The sequence below is a fragment of the Peribacillus sp. NPDC006672 genome, from assembly GCF_050274955.1.
Classification (GTDB): Bacteria; Bacillota; Bacilli; order Bacillales; family DSM-1321; genus Peribacillus.
The window spans coordinates 111,391-135,967 of record NZ_JBNNOR010000008.1 but is presented as its reverse complement, the minus strand read 5'-3'; the positions used below and the strand labels follow the sequence as shown (position 1 = coordinate 135,967).

28 protein-coding genes are annotated in these 24,577 nt (G+C 39.9%); all 28 read right to left on the bottom strand.

The features are described from left to right. Nucleotide 1: 1 nt before the first annotated feature. The 28 genes from dxr to ACQKKK_RS14740 all read right to left on the bottom strand — a co-directional run bounded on the left by dxr (nt 2) and on the right by ACQKKK_RS14740 (nt 24,556). The gene (gene dxr / locus ACQKKK_RS14875; protein ID WP_427616894.1) at nt 2-1,162 is read right to left on the bottom strand and encodes a 1-deoxy-D-xylulose-5-phosphate reductoisomerase; all 1,161 of its coding nucleotides are present in this window, start codon (nt 1,160-1,162) and stop codon (nt 2-4) included. Nucleotides 1,163-1,204: 42 nt separating this feature from the next. Further along, nucleotides 1,205-2,002, bottom strand: coding sequence for a phosphatidate cytidylyltransferase (locus tag ACQKKK_RS14870; protein WP_427616893.1), 798 nt, complete (start codon nt 2,000-2,002; stop codon nt 1,205-1,207). A gap of 25 nt (nt 2,003-2,027) precedes the next feature. Beyond that, nucleotides 2,028-2,801 (bottom strand): isoprenyl transferase, encoded by a 774-nt coding sequence (locus tag ACQKKK_RS14865; protein WP_427616891.1) that lies wholly within the window; start codon nt 2,799-2,801, stop codon nt 2,028-2,030. 400 nt (nt 2,802-3,201) lie between these two features. Beyond that, nucleotides 3,202-3,759 (bottom strand): ribosome recycling factor, encoded by a 558-nt coding sequence (frr, locus tag ACQKKK_RS14860; RefSeq protein ID WP_125161954.1) that lies wholly within the window; start codon nt 3,757-3,759, stop codon nt 3,202-3,204. A gap of 3 nt (nt 3,760-3,762) precedes the next feature. Then, on the bottom strand, nt 3,763-4,485 hold the full coding sequence (gene pyrH / locus ACQKKK_RS14855) for a UMP kinase (RefSeq protein WP_427616889.1): 723 nt from the start codon (nt 4,483-4,485) through the stop codon (nt 3,763-3,765). Nucleotides 4,486-4,610: 125 nt separating this feature from the next. Then, on the bottom strand, nt 4,611-5,495 hold the full coding sequence (gene tsf / locus ACQKKK_RS14850; protein WP_427616887.1) for a translation elongation factor Ts: 885 nt from the start codon (nt 5,493-5,495) through the stop codon (nt 4,611-4,613). A 306-nt stretch (nt 5,496-5,801) separates the two neighbouring features. Then, nucleotides 5,802-6,515 carry a 30S ribosomal protein S2 gene (gene rpsB / locus ACQKKK_RS14845; protein ID WP_056526825.1) on the bottom strand — a complete coding sequence of 238 codons (714 nt, stop codon included), beginning with the start codon at nt 6,513-6,515 and terminating at the stop codon, nt 5,802-5,804. 152 nt (nt 6,516-6,667) lie between these two features. Then, entirely contained in the window at nt 6,668-7,306 is a 639-nt protein-coding gene (locus ACQKKK_RS14840; protein WP_427616885.1) for a hypothetical protein, read from the bottom strand. Between the two features lie 12 nt (nt 7,307-7,318). Next, on the bottom strand, nt 7,319-7,636 hold the full coding sequence (locus tag ACQKKK_RS14835) for a hypothetical protein (RefSeq protein WP_427616883.1): 318 nt from the start codon (nt 7,634-7,636) through the stop codon (nt 7,319-7,321). A gap of 295 nt (nt 7,637-7,931) precedes the next feature. Continuing rightward, the gene (locus ACQKKK_RS14830; protein WP_427616881.1) at nt 7,932-8,699 is read right to left on the bottom strand and encodes a FliA/WhiG family RNA polymerase sigma factor; all 768 of its coding nucleotides are present in this window, start codon (nt 8,697-8,699) and stop codon (nt 7,932-7,934) included. A gap of 133 nt (nt 8,700-8,832) precedes the next feature. Next, a complete protein-coding gene (locus tag ACQKKK_RS14825; protein ID WP_427616879.1) occupies nt 8,833-9,336 on the bottom strand; it encodes a chemotaxis protein CheD in 504 nt (167 codons plus the stop codon). Next, nucleotides 9,329-9,967: a chemotaxis protein CheC gene (locus ACQKKK_RS14820; RefSeq protein ID WP_427616878.1), complete on the bottom strand. Its 639-nt coding sequence runs from the start codon at nt 9,965-9,967 to the stop codon at nt 9,329-9,331. The genes ACQKKK_RS14825 and ACQKKK_RS14820 overlap by 8 nt, the downstream gene beginning before the upstream one ends. A 4-nt stretch (nt 9,968-9,971) precedes the next feature. Continuing rightward, nucleotides 9,972-10,427: a chemotaxis protein CheW gene (locus tag ACQKKK_RS14815; protein WP_427616876.1), complete on the bottom strand. Its 456-nt coding sequence runs from the start codon at nt 10,425-10,427 to the stop codon at nt 9,972-9,974. A gap of 110 nt (nt 10,428-10,537) precedes the next feature. After that, on the bottom strand, nt 10,538-12,583 hold the full coding sequence (locus ACQKKK_RS14810) for a chemotaxis protein CheW (protein ID WP_427616875.1): 2,046 nt from the start codon (nt 12,581-12,583) through the stop codon (nt 10,538-10,540). Between the two features lie 20 nt (nt 12,584-12,603). After that, complete coding sequence (locus tag ACQKKK_RS14805) at nt 12,604-13,701, bottom strand: protein-glutamate methylesterase/protein-glutamine glutaminase (protein WP_427616874.1); 1,098 nt, start codon at nt 13,699-13,701, stop codon at nt 12,604-12,606. Nucleotides 13,702-13,711: 10 nt separating this feature from the next. Continuing rightward, nucleotides 13,712-14,578 (bottom strand): MinD/ParA family protein, encoded by an 867-nt coding sequence (locus ACQKKK_RS14800; RefSeq protein ID WP_427616873.1) that lies wholly within the window; start codon nt 14,576-14,578, stop codon nt 13,712-13,714. Further along, the gene (flhF, locus tag ACQKKK_RS14795) at nt 14,562-15,719 is read right to left on the bottom strand and encodes a flagellar biosynthesis protein FlhF (RefSeq protein WP_427616872.1); all 1,158 of its coding nucleotides are present in this window, start codon (nt 15,717-15,719) and stop codon (nt 14,562-14,564) included. The genes ACQKKK_RS14800 and flhF overlap by 17 nt, the downstream gene beginning before the upstream one ends. Beyond that, entirely contained in the window at nt 15,716-17,752 is a 2,037-nt protein-coding gene (gene flhA, locus ACQKKK_RS14790; protein ID WP_427616871.1) for a flagellar biosynthesis protein FlhA, read from the bottom strand. The genes flhF and flhA overlap by 4 nt, the downstream gene beginning before the upstream one ends. A 40-nt stretch (nt 17,753-17,792) precedes the next feature. Then, entirely contained in the window at nt 17,793-18,875 is a 1,083-nt protein-coding gene (flhB, locus tag ACQKKK_RS14785) for a flagellar biosynthesis protein FlhB (RefSeq protein ID WP_427616870.1), read from the bottom strand. A gap of 1 nt (nt 18,876) precedes the next feature. Next, on the bottom strand, nt 18,877-19,653 hold the full coding sequence (fliR, locus tag ACQKKK_RS14780) for a flagellar biosynthetic protein FliR (RefSeq protein WP_427616869.1): 777 nt from the start codon (nt 19,651-19,653) through the stop codon (nt 18,877-18,879). Nucleotides 19,654-19,656: 3 nt separating this feature from the next. Beyond that, nucleotides 19,657-19,926, bottom strand: a complete 270-nt coding sequence (gene fliQ, locus ACQKKK_RS14775; RefSeq protein ID WP_089362478.1) for a flagellar biosynthesis protein FliQ — start codon at nt 19,924-19,926, stop codon at nt 19,657-19,659. A gap of 14 nt (nt 19,927-19,940) precedes the next feature. Continuing rightward, the gene (gene fliP / locus ACQKKK_RS14770; protein ID WP_427616868.1) at nt 19,941-20,606 is read right to left on the bottom strand and encodes a flagellar type III secretion system pore protein FliP; all 666 of its coding nucleotides are present in this window, start codon (nt 20,604-20,606) and stop codon (nt 19,941-19,943) included. After that, nucleotides 20,603-21,262 (bottom strand): flagellar biosynthetic protein FliO, encoded by a 660-nt coding sequence (locus tag ACQKKK_RS14765; RefSeq protein ID WP_427616867.1) that lies wholly within the window; start codon nt 21,260-21,262, stop codon nt 20,603-20,605. Before ACQKKK_RS14765 ends, fliP begins: the two co-directional genes overlap by 4 nt. Nucleotides 21,263-21,277: 15 nt before the next feature. After that, complete coding sequence (locus tag ACQKKK_RS14760) at nt 21,278-21,640, bottom strand: response regulator (RefSeq protein ID WP_427616866.1); 363 nt, start codon at nt 21,638-21,640, stop codon at nt 21,278-21,280. A gap of 17 nt (nt 21,641-21,657) precedes the next feature. After that, the gene (fliY, locus tag ACQKKK_RS14755; protein WP_427616865.1) at nt 21,658-22,875 is read right to left on the bottom strand and encodes a flagellar motor switch phosphatase FliY; all 1,218 of its coding nucleotides are present in this window, start codon (nt 22,873-22,875) and stop codon (nt 21,658-21,660) included. After that, on the bottom strand, nt 22,862-23,863 hold the full coding sequence (gene fliM, locus ACQKKK_RS14750) for a flagellar motor switch protein FliM (RefSeq protein ID WP_427616864.1): 1,002 nt from the start codon (nt 23,861-23,863) through the stop codon (nt 22,862-22,864). Before fliM ends, fliY begins: the two co-directional genes overlap by 14 nt. A gap of 52 nt (nt 23,864-23,915) precedes the next feature. Continuing rightward, on the bottom strand, nt 23,916-24,344 hold the full coding sequence (fliL, locus tag ACQKKK_RS14745) for a flagellar basal body-associated protein FliL (RefSeq protein ID WP_427616863.1): 429 nt from the start codon (nt 24,342-24,344) through the stop codon (nt 23,916-23,918). Next, nucleotides 24,341-24,556 (bottom strand): flagellar FlbD family protein, encoded by a 216-nt coding sequence (locus ACQKKK_RS14740; RefSeq protein ID WP_125161988.1) that lies wholly within the window; start codon nt 24,554-24,556, stop codon nt 24,341-24,343. Before ACQKKK_RS14740 ends, fliL begins: the two co-directional genes overlap by 4 nt. Nucleotides 24,557-24,577 lie beyond the last annotated feature (21 nt).

Genomic DNA, 24,577 nt, shown 5'->3' with positions numbered 1-24,577 from the left:
GTCACCTATCTTTCACTAAAGATTCTATATACTGCCTTGTCATAATATCCACTTCAGAAATCGTTTCTAAATCCGGAAGGGCCATCACGGAATGCTGATTCAGCGCTCTTTCAATTAACGTTTCAATTTCAAGGAAGGATACCTTTCCAGATAAGAATGCAGCGACTGCCGCTTCATTGGCGGCATTCAGCACAGTAGTCATCGTTCCGCCCATTTTACCCGCTTTATAGGCGAATTGCAAACAAGGATATCTGGTGAAATCCATCTCGCTAAAATGCAATTTGCCTGCTTCAGCCAGATTCAGACGCTTGCGCCCTAATAGCGGAATACGGTCTGGATAAGTAAGTGCATATTGAATCGGCACTCGCATATCCGGTGTCCCCAGTTGTGCAATCACGCTGGAGTCATGAAACTCAACCATGGAATGGATGATACTCTCCCTATGTAACAATACATCAATTTTATCGTATGGAAGATCAAATAGCCAGTGAGCTTCAATTACTTCCAAACCCTTATTCATCATTGATGCTGAATCAATCGTAATTTTAGCTCCCATTGACCAGTTCGGATGGTTCAGTGCCTCTTCCACCGTTACATCCTTCAATTCTTCCCTGGTCCGATCACGAAAACTGCCACCTGAAGCAGTTATGACAAGACGTTCTATATTTTTTTCCTTTTCACCCTGCAATGCCTGAAAAATAGCGGAATGCTCGCTGTCAACCGGCAGCAAACGAACCCCCGCTTTTTTAGCTTCACTTATGACCAAATGACCTGCCGTTACCAAAGTCTCCTTGTTGGCGATAGCAATATCCTTTTTAGCCTTTATCGCTTGAAGCGTCGGATAAAGGCCAACGCTTCCGATGACGGCATTGACCAATATCGTCGCTTGATCATACATAGCAACAGCAGACAATCCTTCATCGCCATACATGAACTCGATATCTTTGCGGCTGGAGAATTCACTTTTCAAAACATGATAATCTTCTTCCGTCTGGACCGAAACTAGTTTCGGTTCAAACTCTTGTATATAGGTCCTGACCAATTCTATATTCTTTCCAGCAGAAAGAGCCACTATCTTGAATTGGTCAGGATGTGACCTTACCACATCCGCAGTTTGTTGACCAATCGAACCTGTCGCGCCCAAAAGGCTGATGTTTTTCAAATTGCTCATCTCCTCATTCATATAACACTGCCTATATTTATATTATAAAACATGCAATAAATGCAAAATCGGTAAAATGAATATCAAGCTATCAAGCCTGTCCAAAATTCCGCCATGTCCCGGGAGAAGTTTCCCAGAATCCTTAACCCCATAATGACGTTTATACGCCGATTGGACGAGATCCCCCAATTGGCCGAATACCCCAATGATTAGTGAAATCAATAATAATTGTAATAACGTGTAGTCAAGACCCGAGAAGACGTAAAATAGCACACCCACTACCATCGCGGAAAATAATCCGCCAATAAATCCTTCCACAGTCTTGTTTGGACTTATTTCTGGCCATAGCTTTCTTTTACCAAATGATTTACCTATGAAGTAAGCTCCAGAATCGGTTGCCCAGATCGTGAATAGGGTAAGCAAGATATAGACCAGACCCAGTCCTAAAGAATCACGTGTTTCAAAAAGGAAGTAGAAACCCATTCCCAAGTATAAGATTGAAATCACCAAAAAGCCTGCGTCATCAAAAGTAAATCGATTTTTAGAAACAACTGTATAAAGTAACAGCAGCAAAACCCCGATTAAGAAGACTTGTACTTTATCGTAATTTATTTCTGCTAAAAAAGCGGTATGTTCATTAGGCAATAAAAGTACCCACAATAATATATGAGAAAGTAACGCCTCAAAAGATACAACACGTAAATTTTTCATTTTCATCAGTTCATACAAACCAATGGACCCTAACAGATAAACCATCAGTAAAAAGGGAATTCCCCCTAAAATAACTATTGGAATGAAGATAGCGGCTGCAACGACCGCCGTAATAATTCGCTGTTTCATTATTCCATTTTCCTCGCCTTCTACATTAAACGCCACCGAATCTTCGTGAACGTTTTTGATACTCCTCAACTGCCTGTAATAAATGCCCTTCACTAAAATCCGGCCATAGCACCTCTGTAAACCATAACTCAGTATAAGCCGCCTGCCAAAGCATGAAATTACTCAAACGGATTTCACCACTTGTACGGATCAGTAAATCAGGATCCGACAAATGTTTGGTCATCAGGTAACTGGATATAATTTCCTCATTTACATTTTCCTTTATTATACCATTCTTAACATCTTGAATCATGCTATTCACTGCAGATACAATCTCCCCGCGGCTTCCATAGTTCAGGGCAAAATTCAGAATCATCCCATCATTATCCTTCGTGTCTTCCATTGCCCGTTTAACGGCATTTTGAGTATGTGAGGGAATGAGTGACAAGTCCCCGATCGTTTCAACTCTTACATTTTCAGAAATGAGCTCGGGTAAAAATGTCCCAAGAAATTCCTGGGGAAGCTTCATCAAAAAGTCGACTTCACTTTTCGGGCGTTTCCAGTTTTCAGTGGAAAACGCATAGACTGTCAAAGTTTTAACCCCTAATTTATTGGCAACTTTCGTAATTTTACGAACGGTTTTCATTCCTTCATGATGACCCGCCACACGTGGCAATGCACGCTTTTTGGCCCAGCGGCCGTTTCCATCCATAATGATGGCGATATGCTGAGGAACATCAAACTGTTTAATATGCTGAATCCTATTTGTTACATCGGAAGAAGCATCTTTTTTAACGAAACGCTTCCAAAGTGAATACATATGTTAGTCCCCCATCAGGTTGTACTTATCTCTCTACAAAGGCAAAGTTATCGTGCACTATGTATATCAAGCTTTCTGCCGCTTAAAAAGAATCTATATCATAATATCAAAAAAAAACTGGTTCTCATATTATTATTATGAAAATTATTTCTTCATTAGAAGCTAGAAAGGGAGAAATCATTACTTCTTTTTTTCTAAAACCGGATATAATTACCGTGAAAAATGCAAAAAAAGGACCACCTCCAACGTTTGCATGCAACATACTAACTCAAGGAATAATCATTATCGGAGAAACCTTATTATAACAGTTTTCTCTTTTAAGCACACCTATATGTTAGAATCAAGACATGACCCAGTATGGATTCGGCCCTCTTTATTTAATCAATTCTTTAAGTAAAAATTATACTTCCAAAATTTCTTTTTCTTTATCTTTTGTAATATCATCGATTTTCGTGATATTGCCATCTGTCATCTTTTGGATGTCATCAGCATAGCCACGTAAGTCATCTTCAGTGATTTCACCATTTTTTTCAAGCTTTTTCAAATCATCATTAGCATCGCGACGCACATTACGGACAGCTATTTTCGCTTCTTCCGCTTCTTTTTTGACAACTTTCACAAGCTCTTTTCTGCGTTCTTCAGTTAAAGCGGGAATGGCTATCCTGATGATTGAACCATCATTAGAAGGATTCAATCCTAAGTCTGATTTCAAAATCGCCTTTTCGATTTCACCCAATACCGTTTTATCATATGGTTGAATGACTAAAAGCCTAGCTTCCGGGACAGAAATACCAGCCACCTGATTAACCGGTGTCGGCGAACCGTAATAATCAATCGAGATTCTATCAAGCAATGAGGCATTTGCCCTTCCGGCACGGATGCTGGCTAATTCACGTGTGTACGCTCCAATGGCTTTTTCCATTTTCGTTTTCGCATTCGAAATAACTTGTTTCGGCATCTTTTATTTCCCCCTTACAATAGTTCCAAGCGTTTCGCCTAGTACGGCTCGTTTAATATTACCTTTTTCCATAATCGAGAAGACGATCAATGGAATATCATTGTCCATGCATAGTGAGGACGCGGTCGAATCCATTACTTCTAAGCCTTCTTTAATCACATCAAGATAGGAAAGCTTATCATACTTCACTGCATTCTTGTCCTTAACCGGATCTGCATTGTATACGCCATCCACATTATTCTTCGCCATCAAGATGACATCAGCTTCAATTTCAGCAGCACGCAGGGCGGCAGTGGTATCCGTTGAGAAGTATGGATTACCTGTACCAGCTGCAAAAATCACCACTCTTTTTTTCTCTAGATGCCTGATTGCACGGCGTCTAATATATGGTTCTGCAACTTGTCTCATCTCGATGGAAGTTTGTACACGCGTTTCAATTCCAAGCTGATCAAGGCTGTCTTGTAACGCCAATGAGTTCATGACTGTAGCCAGCATCCCCATATAATCAGCATTAGCACGATCCATGCCCATTTCGCTGCCTATTTTGCCGCGCCAAATGTTTCCGCCGCCGACCACGACAGCCACTTCCACATCAAGCTCAGCCACTTCCTTGACTTGTTCAGCAATAGATTTAATTACTGCAGGGTTAATTCCAAATCCTTCTTCACCGGCTAATGCTTCGCCACTTAATTTTAGAACTACACGTTTATATTTAGCGTCACTCATGAGAACCTCCAACTATGTAATCTTTTCATTCGTTCATCATGCTTTCTTGCAATATAACCAAAAATTCATGACATTTCAAAAAATAGGGAACACCAGAGTGTTCCCTATTATTAATTATCTGCCAATTAGTCTTTTTTAACTTGGTTCATTACTTCTTCAGCAAAGTTTTCTTGACGTTTTTCAAGACCTTCCCCTACTTCATAACGAACGAATGATTGGATTTTTCCGCCTTTTGATTCAACGAATTGTCCCACTTTTTGATCAGGGTTTTTAACGAAAGCTTGTTCGTTAACACAGATTTCTTCGTAGAATTTATTGATACGTCCTTCAACCATTTTTGCAACGATTTTTTCTGGTTTACCTTCGTTAAGCGCTTGTTGAGTAAGAACTTCGCGTTCGCGATCTAATTCACTAGCATCGACTTGGTCACGAGAGATATATTTAGGGTTAATTGCAGCGATGTGCATTGAAACGCCTTTTGCTGCATCTTCGTCAGTTGTACCTTCAAGAACTGATAGTACGCTGATACGTCCACCCATGTGAAGGTATGCACCGAATGCGTCGTTATCTGTTTTAGTAACAACTTGGAAACGGCGAAGAGTTAATTTTTCCCCGATTTTAGCAACTGCAGCATTGATATGATCTGCAACTTTTGCTCCATTTTCCATTGTTTGTTCAAGAGCAACTTCAACGCTTTCAGGTTTGTTAGCAAGAAGGAATGCAGCCAATTCTTTAACAAGAACTTGGAAGCCTTCATTTTTAGCAACGAAATCTGTTTCGGAGTTCACTTCAAGAATAACCGCTTGGTTTCCTTCAACAACGATAGAAGTTAAGCCTTCAGCAGCGATACGGTCTCCTTTATTAGCAGCTTTCGCAATTCCTTTTTCACGTAGGAAATCGATTGCTTTTTCCATATCTCCTTCAGTTTGTACTAGCGCCTTTTTACAGTCCATCATGCCGGCACCAGTTTTTTCACGCAATTCTTTAACTAATTGTGCAGTGATTGCCATAATATTTATCCTCCTCAAATTAAATGCAGTTTATTCAGTCTTTACCCATTTTTACCAAAAAATACTTGTTATCACAAAGAAAATAACGAGCAATGGCAATATTCCAGAAAAGCCATCCACTTAGTCAGTCAATTTGACGGCACTAAATACATAATGATTTCTTTTCCTTAAAAATCGACTATACCTGTAAAAAAAACATTCCGTACAGTGATTTATGTATGCTTATTTAGTGCAAAAAAAAGGGATAAAAGGCATTATCCTCTTATCACCTTTTTTTCTTGCTAATTAAGCAACCTTTTTTGCCTATTAAGCAGTTGTTGTTTCAGTTGCTGTTTCTTCGCCTTGTTTAGCTTCTAAGATAGCATCTGCCATTTTACCTGTTAATAATTTAACAGCACGGATTGCATCGTCATTCGCAGGAATAACTACATCGATTTCATCCGGATCACAGTTTGTATCAACGATACCTACAAGTGGAATGTGTAATTTGTGTGCTTCCGCAACAGCAATACGCTCTTTGCGAGGGTCGATAACGAAGATCGCATCTGGAAGAGTCTTCATATCTTTAATTCCGCCTAAGAATTTTTCTAAGCGATCCCATTCTTTTTTAAGTTGGATAACTTCTTTTTTAGGAAGGACTTCGAAAGTTCCGTTTGCTTCCATTTTTTCGATATCTTTAAGACGAGTAATACGTTTTTGGATTGTTTCAAAGTTTGTTAAAGTTCCACCTAACCAACGTTGGTTTACATAGTACATACCAGAACGGATAGCTTCTTCTTTAACAGATTCTTGAGCTTGTTTTTTAGTACCAACGAAAAGAACAGTTCCGCCGTTAGCAGCTAGTTCTTTCACGAAGTTATAAGCTTCTTCAACCTTTTTAACTGTTTTTTGAAGGTCGATGATGTAGATGCCGTTACGCTCAGTGAAGATATATTTCTTCATTTTCGGGTTCCAGCGACGTGTTTGGTGTCCGAAATGCACACCAGCTTCAAGCAATTGTTTCATAGAAATGACTGACATTTTAGTTCCTCCTAAATGGTTTTGTTTTTCCTCCGCACCGATCATTTTCATACAGAAACTGTCGAAACAGCACCAACTGCAAGAATCACGGGGCGTGTGTATTAACACCATTTCATAATATACCATAATGGCTCTTCTCAATCAAGTAATATTTATCTATTCATGCGAAACTTTAGTAATAGCTCTATTTCCGTTTGACCGCGACCTAACCTTTTGGCGATTTCTTCAATTGAATGACCTTGATCAGCTAACATATCTACTTGTTCATTTAATGAATGTTCATTTACCGAGGCCTGTAGCATGTCCGCAAATTCTTTACCCGTCGGCTTCCCCTCGTTCGGAAGGGTGGTGGCTGCTGATGAAAGTTCCAATTTGTCCTCAACTATTACAGGTAAAGCATTATCCTCATCGGCTTCAGGCATTATTTTGTAAGCGTTGATCGCCTGCTTTTTAGTGGCGGCACTGCTTCCTTCTTTATACTCTTTCAGCATGTTTTGTTCTTGTGTTACTTCTTTATCTTCCATGTTTTCTCTAATTGCGCCATGTTCTTTTCTTTTTTGATCATGCTCGGAATTCATTGCAACTGAATTGGTGAATGCCTTTACCAATGTCTCGTTGTCCTGTTTCATCTCCATCAAAAAACCAGACAAAAGTTGTTCCATTTCATCAATCATGGCTTTTTGGTCTTTTTCCACCTTACTTAAACGGTTTTGTCGAAGATATAAAACGATGATGGCGAAAATGGTGAATATATTTAATACAAACAACAGAAACATAAAAAATACTGACATGTTGCCTCCTAATTAACCGGAATAGTCAATCCAGTTTCCTTTATACGGATGGGAATCATTTTTCAATGTTGTTTTTTGGGGGATTTCTTTCTGTTTATATTTTTTTTGAGACTGTCCCTTGTCTGCATTACCTTCTTTTTCATAAAAATGGGCCGGAAGCTTTCGTTCTTCACCTACAATGGTCCTTTGTTTTCGTTCTAAATCCTTTTGGACTTGATGGGCAGCATGATCTTGTTGGATTAAATTCTTTTGTTGATCTTGCTCTTGGATTTTCCCTGCATCCTGTGTTCGTGGGAGTGCAATTTGCATCTCAATCGCTTTTAAACTCATATGGAAACCGCCTTTCCATTTCCAATAACCAGACAAAACCGAGCTGAAAGTGAGTTCTCATTGGACTTCTTAATAATATTTATGATTACCTTACAATGGAGTAAGGATCAACTTGAACTGCTCTTCGTGACCAAGTTCAGTTCGAACATTCTGTGATTTCGAAACATTTATTGAAGTGTGTTCCTAAGACCTTTCAACCTGCCCCTGACATTAAAGAGGCATTTTTCGTGCAATCGGATTTTTGGATCAACAGGATGCATCCCCTGGCTCCATTCCCTTTTCAAACAACATATGATTAATTCTTTTGATCTTGCATCGAGTTTCTTAATTTATATATCGCTTTCGAGTGAATCTGGGATATCCGAGAAGTAGATAGGCTCATCACTTGTCCGATTTCGGTTAATGTCAGTTCTTCTTTATAAAAAAGTTGTAAAACCAACTGTTCTTTTTCATTAAGCGTTTCTATGACTTTGGCTAATTCCACATACAGTTCTTCCCTTAAAACATGTTCCTCAGGTAAATCTGCCTTTTCATCTTTAATATGAAAATTCGTGCTTTCTTTGTCGTCATGTTCTTGGGGACTTTCATCCATTGAAAGTACATTGGCAAAGAAATTCCCATTTAAAGCAGCATATACTTCGTCTTCCGGAATATTCAATTCAGCAGCAATCTCGTTTGGAGAAAGGTTTCTCATATATTGCTGTTCTAGCTTTTCTATTGCAGATTCAATTTTCTTAGCTTTATCTCTTGCACTCCGTGGAAGCCAATCCTCTTTTCTTAATCCATCTAAAATAGCACCACGAATTCTAAATGAAGCATATGTGTCAAACTTCAGGTCACGCTTCGTATCAAAACGTTCCAGGGCATCGAATAATCCCATCATCCCTAAACTCCTTATATCATCTCGGCTCACATTTTTAGGAAGGCTTACTGAAATGCGTTGAACATGATACGAAACGAGAGGAATGTATTTCTTAACTAAAATGTCCCCCGCTTGCGGGTCCCTGCAATCAACCCAATTTTCCCAACATAACTGCTCTTCTTCGATGGTCAGACGAGACATTGGACATCCTCCTTACATTATATACGTCTTATGATCAAAAAGGCCCTTAAAGGCCATAAATGCAACAATAATCTGATTGCAAGTGCACCTGTCATATTTTTAGCGGTTCTTTTTAAGTAAAGCCTAATCGTTACTATATGTTTTTTGTCCCTTTATTAACGGTCCGTATATTCAGTAAACAATCGTTCAAATTGAACTCGATCGTTCTCCCGCTATTCCCGCCTATATCTTCTGCAACGACTTGAATGCGCAAGTCAGATAACTCTTTCCGGACAGCATCCACATTTCGGGGACCTATTCTCATTAAATCTCCTCCTGAGGCAAATTGAAACATTTGCGCACCGCCAGCCAACTTCGCTTTTAGGAATCGAATTCTTGCTCCTTCATTTACTAAAAGCTGTACTAATTCCTTTATCGCCGTATCTGCAAATTTGGCAGCGTTGATCTGTCCCGATTTAGAGAGTGAAGAGTCAGGCAGCATGATGTGAGCCAAACCGGCAATCCCCTTTTTTTGGTCATAAACCACAACACCCACACACGACCCCAGACCAGAAGTGCGAATCGAATATGGAGGTTTTATAATATTCATATCCGCTATTCCAACCTTCACAACCTTGACCTTTAACAATTCAGTCATTAGGTGACACTCCTAAAGCGGAAAAAATGGTATCAAAAAATCCGGGATCAGGTAATAGAAAGAAATGACCGTCAATAGATTCAGCAAAATGCTGACCTTTTTCAAGTACAGTATCAATGACAATGGCTGCGTCACTTACTTGAGATAATTCCAATAATCCATAACTTAGTGTGGCCCCTACCATATCAATGCTCAATGACGGTACGGATGGATAGATATTCAATCCAGTGAAATCGGAAAGTGAAGAAAGATAGGATCCAGATAAAATATTCCCTAATTCCTGAAGGCAGGAGAGTGCCAATTCGGTATAGGGTGTGGCATCTATCAAAAAGGTTCCATCACCAGTCATTTGACGAATAAAGTATTGAGCTACCGGAAGCGAAAGGATAAAAAACATACTTCCGGAAGCATCTCCTTCTATTCTAAGGAAAACGCTGGCAACGACGTGATCGGCCCCGCCAGCCATTTCCATCATTTCATCAAAGGAAACGATCCGGACATTAGGAACATTCATATCAACTTTCCTATTAAGGATGGAAGAAAGAGCCGTTGCTGCGTTGCCTGCACCTATATTGCCAATTTCCTTCAAAATATCGAGTTGAAGAGGATTGATTTTCTCAATGAACGACATATGATTATCCTTCTTTTAACATATTTTCAGTCACTTCAAGACTTAAAGCCTTTTCCAAATTAATCAAGACGAGCAGACGCTTTTCAATTTTAGCCACTCCGCTTATGTATTCTGAAGCTAAATGTCCCACAACTTCAGGCTGCGGCTCGATACTATCCACCGGAATATCCAAAACATCATTGGCAGAGTCCACTATCAACCCCACTTCCATATCATCCAGAATGACGATGATGATTCTTGTTGATTCATCGTATGCCATCTCTTCGAAACCAAAACGTACCCGTAAATCAATGATTGGAGTGATTACACCCCTTAAATTTATGACTCCCTTAACAAACTGAACAGCCTTTGGAACTCGGGTAATATGCAGAAGCTTTTCGATACCGCTGACCTTTTCCACCGGAATGGCATATTCTTTATCCTTAATTTGAAATACGATTACTTTCATATCCTGCGACATCCGTTCCCCTCCTCTAAAAAAACTTCATGATGACAGGTGTAACCTTATGAGAACCTGAATGCGGCACGGGAGAGCAAACGTCCCATTACCTTGCCCTCTTCATCTATCATTCAATGAATCAATGTGTTGCAATCTATGATTAAAGCAACTTGTCCATCTCCAAGAATCGTTGCCCCCGATATTGCAAAGGCACTTGTTAAATAATTACCCAGTGATTTCAATACAATTTCCAGCTGCCCAATAAATGAATCAACGACTAATCCAGCTAATTTATCTCCTTTTCTTACAATGACCACAGAGAGAAACGCTTCTTCTTCCTGACTGATAGGCACTTCAAAAATATCTTTCAGGAACAGAAGTGGCAGAACCTTCCCCCTGAAGTCAATAACTTGTTGATTATGGGCATTCATGATATCTTCTTTTTTTATGATCGCAGTTTCTATAATCGATGAAAGCGGTATGGCATATTTTTCATTTTGGATTGCAACCAGCATGACAGAAATAATAGACAATGTAAGTGGAAGCTGAATAAGGAAAATGGACCCTTCGTTCTCCTTGGAATCAATCGTGACAGATCCACCGAGAGACTCAATAGTATTTTTAACTACATCCAGACCTACACCGCGCCCCGATACATCCGAAATGGTTTCCGCTGTTGAGAAACCAGAAGCGAATATCAATTCATAGATTTGCTTATCCGTTAGAGTGGCAGCAGTTTCCTTAGTTAATATCCCATTGGAAAGTGCTTTGTTCAAGACTCGCTCTTTATTGATGCCTGCACCGTCATCATCGATTTCAATGAAAACATGATTGCCGCTGTGATATGCTTTTAATAGGATTTTACCTTCTTCATTCTTCCCTTTCGCCAAACGTTCTTCAGGCGTTTCAACACCATGATCCATGGCGTTTCTTAATAAATGGACGAGAGGGTCACCGATTTCATCAATGACTGTACGATCAAGTTCCGTTTCAGCTCCGATGATTTCCAAATCGACTTTCTTGTTTAAATCCCTTGCTAATTGACGAACCATTTTAGGAAAACGATTGAATACCGTTTCCACGGGGACCATCCGCATATTCAATACGATTGTTTGTAAATCACTTGTTATACGGGACATTCTTTCAACTGTTTCGTTCAATTCTTGATTATCCAAATCACTAGAAATTTGATCAAGTCTGCCTCTATCGATTACAAGTTCCTCGAATAAGTTCATTAATATATCAAGCCGCTCAATGTTCACCCGAATGGTCTTGCTTGATGCCGGCTTAAAGGGTGCCTGTTTTTTCTTCTCATTATTATCAGTTGGAAGCTCGGTATCGGTTGTCTCTTGTTCCTGAACTTCAGCAATTTTATCCTCTTTAGCATTATTGGCGGTATGTCGCATGCCTTCAAGATCAATGGCATTTATAACAACGTGACCTACTTCTGAAACCTTCATGATTCTTTTCTTTATCTCTTCACTCGATTCTTTTGATACCATCGTGACTGTAAATTGCTGATCGAACTGCTCTTCTTCCAAAACTTCAACAGGTGGGTGTGACTTGATTATTTCACCTGATTTTTCAAGCACCTCAAATACCATAAACACCCGGGCAGCTTTTAAAAGACAGTCTTCACGCAAACCTATCGAAATCTCAAAGCTATTGAAGCCTTGATCTTTGGACTGCTGAAGCACTGTCCATTCAAATTCATCGTACTCTCCCGCAGTCATTTCCTCCATTTCAAGAACGACAGAAGCTGCAGCAATCTCTGCACTGGAGGAAGTAACCGGCGACTCCCCTTTTCCAATCAATTCAAGCTGGTGAACAACCCTCTTCACATCTCTTTTTCCATCTCCACCTTCAGCAATGGACATGACCATCGCTTCTAAATCATCAACCGCTAAAAATATCACATCAAATAATTCGGGCGTAAGGATGATTTGACTGTTTCGGATCGCATCCAAAACATTCTCCATTTTATGGGTTAAATTGGCTAAGTCCTCATATCCCATAGTTGCCGACATCCCTTTTAGGGTATGGGCTGAACGAAAGATTTCGTTCACAATCGAGAGGTCTTCCGGGTTCTTTTCGAGTACCAGCAACTGTTCGCTGCACGTTTGAAGATGTTCTTTACTTTCCTCTATAAATACCTCTAGATACTGGTTCATATCCATACACTTTCCACCTCCAAGTGTTAACAATAACTTATTATCACTTTAGCTATTTTTTCTACATCCTTTATGTAATCAATTAAATTGGTATTGATTGCCGCTTTCGGCATACCAAAAACGATTGATGTTTCCTGTGATTCGGCTATAGCTTTTAAAGGACCCCATTGCTTCAGCTTAGTAAGCCCCATCGACCCATCCATGCCCATCCCGGTCATGATAACGGCTATTTTCGCAAGATCCTTCATTTCACTTACCGATTCAAATAGCACATCAACCGACGGCCGATGTCCATTTCGCAATTCGGATTGATCCAAAAGGACCGCCAAGCTCATTCCGACTTTTTTCACTTTTAAGTGAAAACCTCCAGGTGCTATGTAGGCGACACCTTTTTGTATCAGTTCTCCCTCTTCAGCTTCCTTCACTTTAATCTTGCATAATGAGTTCAAGCGTGTTGCCAAAGATTTTGTAAAACCGGGGGGCATGTGCTGGACAATGAGTATAGGCGCATCAATATCTAGTGGGAGTTCTGTCAAGACGGTCTGAAGCGCTCTTGGACCTCCAGTAGATGTACCAATGACTATTATCTTCTTGTTTCTATAGGACCATGTTTTTTTATTTTTTTCGTTTTTTGTTGATTCTATTGAATCTATTTTACTATATTTTTCCCAAAACGATGGGCTTATTTCCATATTCATTGCATTTTTTTGTAGTTTGTGAACATTTGCCCTGCTGGCTGCCATAACTTTTTCAAGGAGTTCTGTCTTAATTTTATGTAAATCCAATGAAATGGCACCTGAAGGTTTAGCCACAAAGTCAAAGGCTCCACTGTCCATGGCAGCAAATGTATTTTCCGTTCCTTCTTTCGTTGTGCTCGATAACATGACTACAGCAGTTGGACATTCCCTCATGATCCGGTTTAATGCTTCCAATCCGTCCATAACCGGCATTTCTACATCCAAAGTCACGACATCGGGTTTTAAAGCCTTTATTTTATCTAAAGCATCTCTTCCATTCCTAGCAGTCCCGATGACTTCAACTCTGCTATCTTCTGTTAAAAACTCTGAAATTAACTTTCTCATAAACGCAGAATCATCCACTATCAGCACTTTTACAATACCCATGAAAGGAGACCTACTTTCCAAGAAAATATCTCTTCATATTTCGGAGGAAATGGCTTCTTTGCAAAGTCAATTCTCCCCCAAATGAATGATTTGCATATCTCGACGCAATGTCCATAATAGCTTTGGATACAGCTGCCTCAGGATCGAAAAGAATGAAGGGCATTTGTTTGGTAACAGATTTTGATACTATTCCATCGTCTGGTAAGTACCCTAGAGCCACTGTTTCCCGACCCAAAAATTTCACTAGTGCATTTTGGAGCCGCTTAATCGTTTCTTTGCCGTCCTTACTCGTGAAAACCCTATTGCAAACAAGGAACAACGGAACCTCTTTATTTACGGAGTTAATATATTTCATAGTGGAGTATGCATCCATGATTGAAGTAGGTTCAGGCGTCGTGATAACGACTAATTCATCCACACATAACATGAATTTCATAGAATCCTGAGTAATACCTGCTCCCATGTCAAATAAAATATAATCGTAGCTAACCAACAATAAACTGAATTCTTCATTAAAACGGGTATACTTATCTTCATCAAGTGAAAAGAGATTCGTCAGCCCCGTTCCACCGGTAATGATTGAAATATTCCCCGGTCCTGCCGTGATGATATCTTTTAAACTACAATCATTTTCAAAGAAATCAATAATACTGTAGGGAGAGTCTTCCCCTATCAAAATATCAATATTCCCCATACCAATATCCATGTCGAACAAAAGGACCTTTTTCCCCCTCTGGGATAAGGCAATGGAAAAATTCAAGGAAAAGTTTGATTTTCCCACTCCTCCCTTCCCGCTTAAAACGGCAATCGTCCTGGCCATTGATTGATTTTGGCGGGCTTCCAATCTTCTTCGTAAGTTCTCAGCTTGATCTTTCATATTTTTTAGCCTCAAAAGCCATTTTCAATAGCTGTGATGATGTAGCTATTTCAATATCGTCTGGCACATTCTGTCCATCTGTTATATAAGCGGCTCCTAATTTATGAGTGTGTATAAAATTGAATATAGCCCCGAAAGTGGAGGTTTCGTCCGCTTTTGTAAAAATCACCTGTTTAATCGGTATGGTGGCAAACTGTCGATAAATATCTTCCATATCCTTTTGTTTTGAGGTTAATGACAACACTAAATAGGTTTCCATCTCATCTGTAAAATGGATGATTTCATTAAGATCCTTGACATATTGCGGGTTACGGAAATTCCTCCCGGCCGTATCTATAAAAACATAATCATAATGGGAGAAACGTTCAGTCGCCTTTTTGAAATCCTCCAAATTATAAGCGACTTCAATCGGAACGTTTAAAATCTTCGCATATGTCTTAAGCTGATCTATTGCAGCAATCCTGTACGTATCCGTCGTAATGAAAGCCACCTTTTTATCATGCTTCAACATGGTTTCCGCAGCTACTTTTGCTAAGGTCGTTGTCTTTCCCACACCTGTTGGGCCAACAATATTAATATATTTTTTTTGCAGCCCAGGTTTTCCGTTTTCAACCTTTTCCAAAATACCGTACATGGCTTCCTCCAACCAAACTTGAATCTCTTCATCAGTTGATTGTTGTTTGAAAACGAACCATTTCTCAAGTAGTTCATCCATGATTTGGGAGCGGAGTGATATATCTACTTCTTGCTCCATTAGGTAATCGTGGAATTTCTGCAGTTTCCCCGGATATTCTCTATCAGGAGAATAGATTTGCATACTCTTGATCATATCTTTCAAACCTTCTATTTCTTTTAATAAATCGGCACTTTCCTTATTGCCCTCATTAATATCAGGTGTATGATTTGCCATTTTCGGCTTCGATGGCAACTTCTTCGATTTCTGTTTCATTACCGTTTGGATAGGCTGGGAAACCGGGTCTATGGCTGCAATGACCTCAATACTCCTCTTTTTGAATAATCCTAGGAAACCACCATTATACACAGCTTTTGAACTTAAGATGACCGCATCACTGCCTAGTTCCCCCCTTATTCGCTTCATCGCCTCGTTCATTGATGGTGCCAAATATTTTTTTACCTTCAATCGATATTCACCACCCCTACACTTTGTACTTCTACATTCGATTCTAGTTCATTGTATGAAAGAATCGGTACATTAGGAAAATAACGTTCAGTTAATTGCCGGGCATACATCCTTACCGCAGGAGAGCATAGTAAGATCGGTTGGTGATCCATTAACGTCAGCTCTTCCAATTTGGCTGCAATTGCCTCCAATATGGATTGCGATTTAGTTGGATCCAATGATAAAAAGTTACCATGTTCGGTTTGCTGTACACCATCGGCAATGGCCTTTTCCACTTTCCCCGATAATGTTATGACTTTAATTCTATTTTCATCAGCAATAAAAGAATTCGTTATCTGTCTGGCTAAATTCTGCCTTACATATTCAGTCAGCAAATCTGTATCAGTCGATAACTTTCCATAATCAGCAAGTGTTTCGAAAATGACCGGTAAGTTCCTTATAGAAACTTTTTCCTTCAATAATTTTGCCAATACCTTTTGAACATCACCTATAGACAAGGGATTCGGAGTGACTTCCTCTACTAGTATAGGTGAGGATTCATGGAGATGATCGATTAATTGTTTCGTTTCCTGCCTGCCCAATAGTTCCTGTGCATTGGCCTTTATGACTTCCGTCAGATGTGTGGATACTACACTTGGCGGGTCTACTACCGTATACCCCATCATCTCCGCATGTTCTTTCATATCATCCGTGATCCATTTGGCTGGTAAACCGAAGGATGGTTCTATCGTATCGATTCCTTCTATTGAATCATCCTCCATCCCTGGACTCATGGCCAAGAAATGATTAAGGAGCAATTCCCCCTTTGCCATGACACTTCCTTTAATTTTCAGCCGATACTCATTAGGATTCAACTGAATGTTATCACGTATTCTGACGACAGGAATCACGAGCCCCAATTCAATTGCAAGCTGCCTGCGAATCATGACGACCCGGTCCAGCAGGTCCCCGCCTTGATTGGCATCTGCAAGTGGAATCAATCCATACCCAAACTCAAATTCGATCGGGTCGACATTTAAAAGGTTAACGACGCTTTCTGGACTTTTCATTTCATCCGTTTCCAGGACTTCTTCCATTTCTTGTATTTCACTTTCATCCTGCTGTGGTATCCTTGAAATCGTATAACCTCCAACGACTAATAAAGCAGCAATCGGCATGGTGAATAAGTCGGAAATGGGAGTGAATAATCCTAAAAGGAAAATGGTCGCTGCTGTCAGGTAAAGCATTTTAGGAAATTGAAATAACTGTTCAACAATATCCGCTCCGAGGTTTCCATTTGAGGCTGCCCGAGTGACGACGATTCCCGTTGCTGTCGAAATCAATAAAGCAGGTATCTGACTCACGATACCGTCACCAACTGATAACATGGAAAAATGTACAGCGGACTCTCCAAAACTCATGTCCAATTGCATAACGCCAATGATCATACCAAAAATCAAGTTAATGATGACAATGATGATTCCTGCTATGGCATCACCTTTAACAAACTTACTCGCTCCATCCATGGATCCATAAAAGTCTGCTTCGTTACTTATTTTTTCCCTTCTGGCACGCGCTTCGTTTTCGGAGATCATCCCTGCATTTAAATCTGCATCAATGGCCATCTGTTTCCCTGGCATCGCATCCAGCGTAAACCTTGCAGCAACCTCCGAGACCCGTTCGGATCCTTTCGTGATGACGATGAAATTGATGATGACCAAAATGATGAATACAACTAATCCAACAAGCACGTTACCTCCGACTACAAACGAACCAAAAGTTTCTACAACCCCACCAGCATCACCATAGGTCAAAATGGCACGAGTCGTCGAAACATTCAACCCCAGCCTGAACAATGTCAATAAAAGGAGCAAGGAAGGAAAGATTGAAAATTCGAGAGGTTCTTTCATATTCATCGTAGTCAATAGAACCAGCAGCGCAAGAGAGATATTTAAAAGGAGTAAAATACTTAACAACCATGTTGGCAATGGAATGACCAACATGGCAACGATCATGATGACGCTCGAAATAACAACTAAATCTCTTGCTCGCATGTTTTTTCTCTCCTAACTAGCGGGTTACCCTGTTACTTCTTTACAGTTTACCTTTGGTTTTATATACAAAGGCTAATATTTCAGCGACCGCCTTAAAGAACTCCTCAGGTATCGCTTGACCTAATTCAGCTTGATCATATAAAGACCTGGCCAAAGGCCGATTTTCTACCATGATCACATCATTTTCTTTAGCAATGAATTTAATTTTCTGAGCGACAAAATCAACGCCTTTTGCCACTACATACGGAGCCTCGGCCTTATCTTCATCATATTTTAAAGCAATAGCAAAATGCGTCGGGTTAGTGATGACGACATCCGCATTGGGAATTTCCTGCATCATTCTTTGAGCGGCCATCTGCCTTTGCTTTTGCTTAATCTTGGATTTGATAAGCGGGTCCCCTTCGGAATTTTTATATTCATCCTTAATATCCTGTTTGGACATACGGATGTTTTTTTCAAAGTCATATTTTTGATACAAATAGTCTAATAGAGCAATGAACAATAAAGCCACGGCAGCATAAAATCCTACTTTAATCGTAATATCCGCCAATGTTGCCATCGCTGCTTCCACAGAAATCTGTGATAACATCATAATCTCGCCCATGCGCTGCCATAGTACATAAAAGGCAACAAAACCAACAAAAGATATTTTAAGAATGGATTTTAATAATTCAACAATTGCCCGCATTGAAAAAATACGTTTGAACCCTTTAATGGGATCCAATTTTTCAAGTTTAAACTGAATGGATTCAGTCGAAAACAAAAAACCGATTTGCATGACATTAGCCAATACCCCAGCCACTATCGCTGCAGCAAAAACGGGTCCAAGGACGAGACCCATCTCCTTTAAAACCTCAATCATGATAATTTGTACATTCTCCTCGCTGAATCCAGTCGATGTAAAATGTTGCAGATATTCTTTCATTAGACCCAGCAAATGATTATACATGTACGGCCCCATAAGCAATAGCACTGAAAACACTGCAATTAAATTAACAGAGGTATTTACATCCTGACTCTTTGCCACCTGACCCTTTTTCTTCGAATCCTGACGTTTTTTTGGAGTCGCCTTTTCGGTCTTCTCACCAGCGAAAAACTGTAAATCCAGCTGAAACCTCTCCATATCAAACGCCTCCCATCAACTGCATTAGATGACGCATCGTCAAAAGCAAAAAATTAAAAAGTTGGGTGACAACCGTCATCATCATCCCCATCACCAGTACTATAACCACTAACCCGGCTATGATTTTCACTGGAATTCCGACCACGAACACATTTAATTGAGGGACTGTCCTAGCAAGGATTCCAAGCGTGACATCTACTAAGAAAATACTTCCCACGACTGGTATGGACATTTGAAAAGCAATCATGAAAGCTTTACTGAATGCTTTCGCCAAATATTCGATTAGTGTATGATCTCCGAATGGCACAAATAATTGGTCAATCGGGATGAACTGATAGCTATAAAAGATTCCATCCAAAAGCAAATGATGGCCGTTAGTACTCAATAGGAATAATAAGGCGATTGTGTAAAGGTATTGTCCCATCAATGGGCTTTGAGCCCCAGTTTGGGGATCGATGACATTGGCAATTGAAAAGCCCATTTGAAAATCAATCAATCCACCAGCGATTTGAACGGCCGATAAAATCATATAGGCAGCAAACCCAATGAAAAGCCCTACAAGCGCTTCCTTTATAATTAATAAATAAAATGTGACATCCAAGTCCAGAACCGGGGCTTCAATGGTATAGTACATGATCCAGGCAAGGAAGATCCCTAGCCCTACTCGATGTTGTACCGGTATTGAACGATAAGAAAAAATCGGCATGGCCACGAAAAACGTAGTGACCCTTACTACAATTAATAAAAAGGCGGGAAAGTGCGGAAATATTTCTTCCATGCCCTACCCTACAAATCGATTCAGATTACCGAATATTTCATTTGCATATGATAATAGATGGCTCAGCATCCATGGAGCCAATAATATGAGTCCCAATAAGACTGCCACGATTTTTGGAACGAATGCCAAGGTTTGTTCCTGAATCTGTGTAGTCGCCTGAAAAATGCTTACTAATAGCCCTACAATAAGAGCAATTACCATCAATGGACCAGCGATAATCAAAACTGTATAAATTCCTTTTTCTGCTACATCAATAACAAACTCTGCACTCACTTTTTCTCACCTGCTTAAAAACTCTGTAATAATGACTTCACTACTAAATACCATCCGTCGACAAGAATGAAAAGGAGGATTTTAAATGGCAGGGAAATCATGACTGGCGGCAACATCATCATCCCCATCGACATCAGGACACTTGCAACGACCATATCAATAACCAAAAATGGAATGAAAATCATAAAACCTATTTGAAAAGCTGTTTTGATTTCACTGATTGCAAAAGCTGGTACAAAGGCAGTCAAGGGAATGTCCTGTATCGTTTCCGGTTTATCCACCTTGGCATACTCCAAGAATAAAGCCAGATCCTTTTGCCTTGTATGCGCACTCATGAATTCCTTAAAAGGTATCGAGGCCTGCACATATGCCTCTTCTAAATCTATTTCTTCATTAAATAACGGGGTTAATGCCTTTTCATTCACTTCCTGAAAAGTCGGTGCCATTATGAAGAATGTCATGAAAAGAGCCAGGCCGACCAGCACCTGATTCGGCGGCATCTGCTGTGTAGCCAGCGATGTTCTCACAAAGCTCAGGACAATGATGATTCTTGTAAAACAGGTCATCAAAATCAATATGCTTGGGGCCAGTGATAAAACGGTCATTAGAAGAACAAGTTTGACGGAAGTAGAGACATTGGCGGGGTCACTGTTATTAAAAAACTCCATGAACTCATTCATTCATTGCCTCTTCCTTTCCTATCAAGCTCATTCAACAGCTTCTTCCTGCTTTCAGACATTTGATCGAGTTGATTTTTGAACTCTGCAGGGAAACTGGCGGTTTCGGATTCTCTTTTATTCAACCACTTATTTTTCAACTTCATTGCAAATTCCCCAGGCTGGATCATTTGATCGATCTTATCGTTGTAATCTCTCAAAAGCTGTTCATATTCCTCAGGATTATCTATTTCTTTCAAGAGTTGAATATTTTCACCAACCCCAATCACCAATATCCGCCCGCCGACTTTAACAAGCTGGACAGAACGATTTGCACCAAGGCTCGTGCCGCCTAAATTCTCAACTGAATTTGCTTTTTGATACGATTTACTTTTTTTATTGATGAACTTTAATAGGATATATAGAATAGACACCACAAAAATAGTAGCAAATATCATCCTAAGAAATTCCCAAACGGTTATTCCAATTTTATCCGGATTCGAAGCCTGTTTGGTAGATTGCGAGTCTTTTGATTCATCCTCATCCACTTTTAAATCATCATGCTTTTTATAAACATCCTTCACCGTTTTATCAAGATCTTCCGCATGGGCCTGTATGGCCCCAGAGAAGAATACTGCAATCATCAATGAGACCTGAAGCCATTTTTTAATAAAAAACAATATGAAGACACCCTCTTAACTTAATGCTTTATTTATGGCTTCCAATACCCGGTCTGCCTGGAATGGCTTCACGATAAAGTCTTTTGCACCCGCCTGGATTGCATCAATGACCATGGCTTGTTGACCCATCGCTGAACACATAATGACCTTGGCTTGAGGATTAACCTTTTTAATTTCCTTTAATGCAGTAATTCCATCCATTTCAGGCATGGTAATATCCATCGTTACAAGATCAGGAAGCGTTTCTTTATATTTGACCACTGCTTGGGCTCCATCTGCTGCTTCCCCGACAATTTCAAAGCCATTTTTAGAAAGGATATCCTTTATCATCATTCTCATAAATGCTGCATCGTCCACAATTAAAATTCTATTAGCCATTATTCTCGTCCCCCAAATTATCTGATTTTATTTAATCGGTCACTTTGACTCATGATATCCGTAACACGTACGCCAAAGTTTTCATCAATCACTACAACCTCACCTTTTGCTATCAAGCGACTGTTTACCAGGATATCCACTGGCTCGCCGGCTAATTTATCCAATTCGATGATAGATCCGGAGGACAGCTCCAAAATATCCTTGACAGAGCGCTTCGTTCTCCCGAGCTCCACAGTTACCTGTAGGGGGATATCCATCAGCATGCTAAGGTTTTTCGTTTCAGCCTCTTGAAGCTGGAAGGGCTGAAAACTAGTGAAACTAGCAGGCTGAACATTTACCGGCTGCCCTGCTGGTACGGATGAAACTCCAAAATGTTGCGGCACATTCGGTATTTGGTTCGTAGGGTGGGTTTGGTAACCGCCTTGCCCAAAAGATTCATTTGCCGATTGATTAGACCCGGCGTCTTGGAATGGTGCCGGCTCCTGAGGTGGAATGTTTGTTACTGGATCACTTAGTACTTTTTCCATTTTCGTATCGGTCGGTTCACTTTCGCCCGTTCCATTCAATAATTCAGAGACTAACCCTTTAGCAAATTCTAAAGGCAACAATTGCATAATACTGGAATCAATTAAGTTACCGACACGGAGTCGGAACGAGATTTTTGCAAATAAATCTTCGTCTGGTATCGCATTTTCCCCTTCACCATTTAAAAAGTTAAGTAAATCTATGCTAGGAGGGGAAATATCCACTTTTTTACTGAAAATGGTCGACATCGATGTAGCAGCAGACCCCATCATTTGGTTCATGGCCTCCTGGACCGCACTCAATTGAATTTCTCCGAGCATGTCAGAAGGATTCTCCCCATCACCGCCAAGCATCAAATCTGCAATGATTGCAGCATCGCTCTGCTTGATGACCAGCATATTAATACCTGAGAAACCCTCGGTATATTGCACTTGAATCGCTACATACGGATGAGGAAATTCTTCCGCAATCTGTCCCCTTTCAATTAAGGTAACCGTCGGGGTGGTGATATCCACTTTCTGATTCAACAAAGTGGATAAGGCAGTAGCCGAACTTCCGAAAGAGATATTACCAATTTCCCCGAGGGCGTCGAGTTCCATCATTGATAAATAATCGTCAATCATAAGAGATTTCATCTCATCTTCTATATCACTTGTACCTTTTAAAAGAGCATCTATTTCGTCTTGTGAAAGCATTTCACCACTTACCATCTTCGTCTCCCCCTTTCAAAATATCAAGAATCTGGATAGCGTGTTTTTTTCCAACTTTTCCTGGCTGCCCATTGAATTTTGGGACTCCTCCAATTTTAATGGTCAAAGGTTCATCAATTGCCTTATTTAAATCGATGATATCACCAACATCTAGCAGTAAAAAATCCTGGATGGTGATATCGGTAGAACCAAGTTCGGAAATAATGGGAAGGTCTGCGTTTCGGATACGCTTTTCCAAAACCATGATTTCCTCTGGAATTTTTTCCTTTTGGGAATTTTCCAACCAATAATGAGCAGATAACTTTGGAATGATTGGTTCTAATACGACGTGAGGAATACAAATATTAATCATTCCACTCGTTTCGCCGATTTGTGTATTCAAGGAAATGACAACAACAGTATCGTTGGGCGAAACCAATTGAAGAAATTGTGGATTCACCTCAAACTCTGTCATCACCGGTTCGATTTCAACAATCGTTCCCCAGGCCTCCTGTAAATTTTCAAAAGCCTTCTCGAATAAATTCGACATGATTTTCGTTTCTATTTCCGTTAAACTATCTACCTTATTCACGCTTATGCCCCGCCCGCCCAAAACTCGATCCATCATGGAATAAGCTATATTCGGGTTGACCTCAAGAATGATTCGGCCATCCAATGGCGGCACCTCAAACACATTCAGGATGGTAATTTTCGGGATCGATCGAATAAACTCTTCGTATGGTATTTGATCTGCAGAAGCAACGGATATTTGAACATATGTCCTAAGTTGAGCCGAAAAGTATGTGGTCAGCAACCTTGCAAAGTTCTCATGTATCCTAGTCAAACTTCGGATTTGATCCTTTGAAAACCGAAGTGCCCTTTTAAAGTCATACACTTTCACTCTTTTTTCTATTTCTTCTTTCTTTAAATCATCTGCATCCATTTCACCTGTGGAAATGGCCGATAATAAAGCATCGATTTCATTTTGCGATAATATTTCCCCGGACATTAACACTCACCTCCAAAGCTTCCCCTTCTTATTTAATGAAGCAAGGAAGTTCTTATTGAAGAATCGAGGAAGTTATATAAACCTTTTCAACTTTTCCTTCTTCCATTAATTCATTCATTCTAGTCTTTAGCTCTTCTTGAAGCTTTTCCTTGCCTTTTTTACCGGTTAACACTTCCGCTTTCATTTCGGATAGTTCGGTAATAATGATATTTTTCACTTGAAAACTTCTTTTTTCCAATTCTTCTTTTGCTTTTTTATTTTCTGTTTGGACCATAAATGAGATTTTGATATAATCATTGCCAGCAAGATTCGTTGTAATTTCGGGAATTTCAACTGATGATTTGACAATATCGTCAATGCTAGGTTTTTCTTCTGCTGATGTGGGGTCAGATAACTTTGTCACAACCACGAATGCTATGACACCAACAAGCGTTATGGCCACGAATATAATCAACATAATTGAAAATAGATTTTTTTTCATGATTTTTCCTCCACATCATTACGAAAACCGAGAATATTCACGGTACGATAAAATTGTATAATAGCTTCAACCATTTCCTCTTCTTTCTCAAGCACAACGATTTTCTTACCATTTGTAAAAGTAATGGTGGTATCTGGCAATGACTCGACTGTATCTATGTACAATGCATTTATATGAAAGCATTTTCCATTGAGCCTTGTGACTTTGATAATGATATTTAGGAGCCAGAGCAA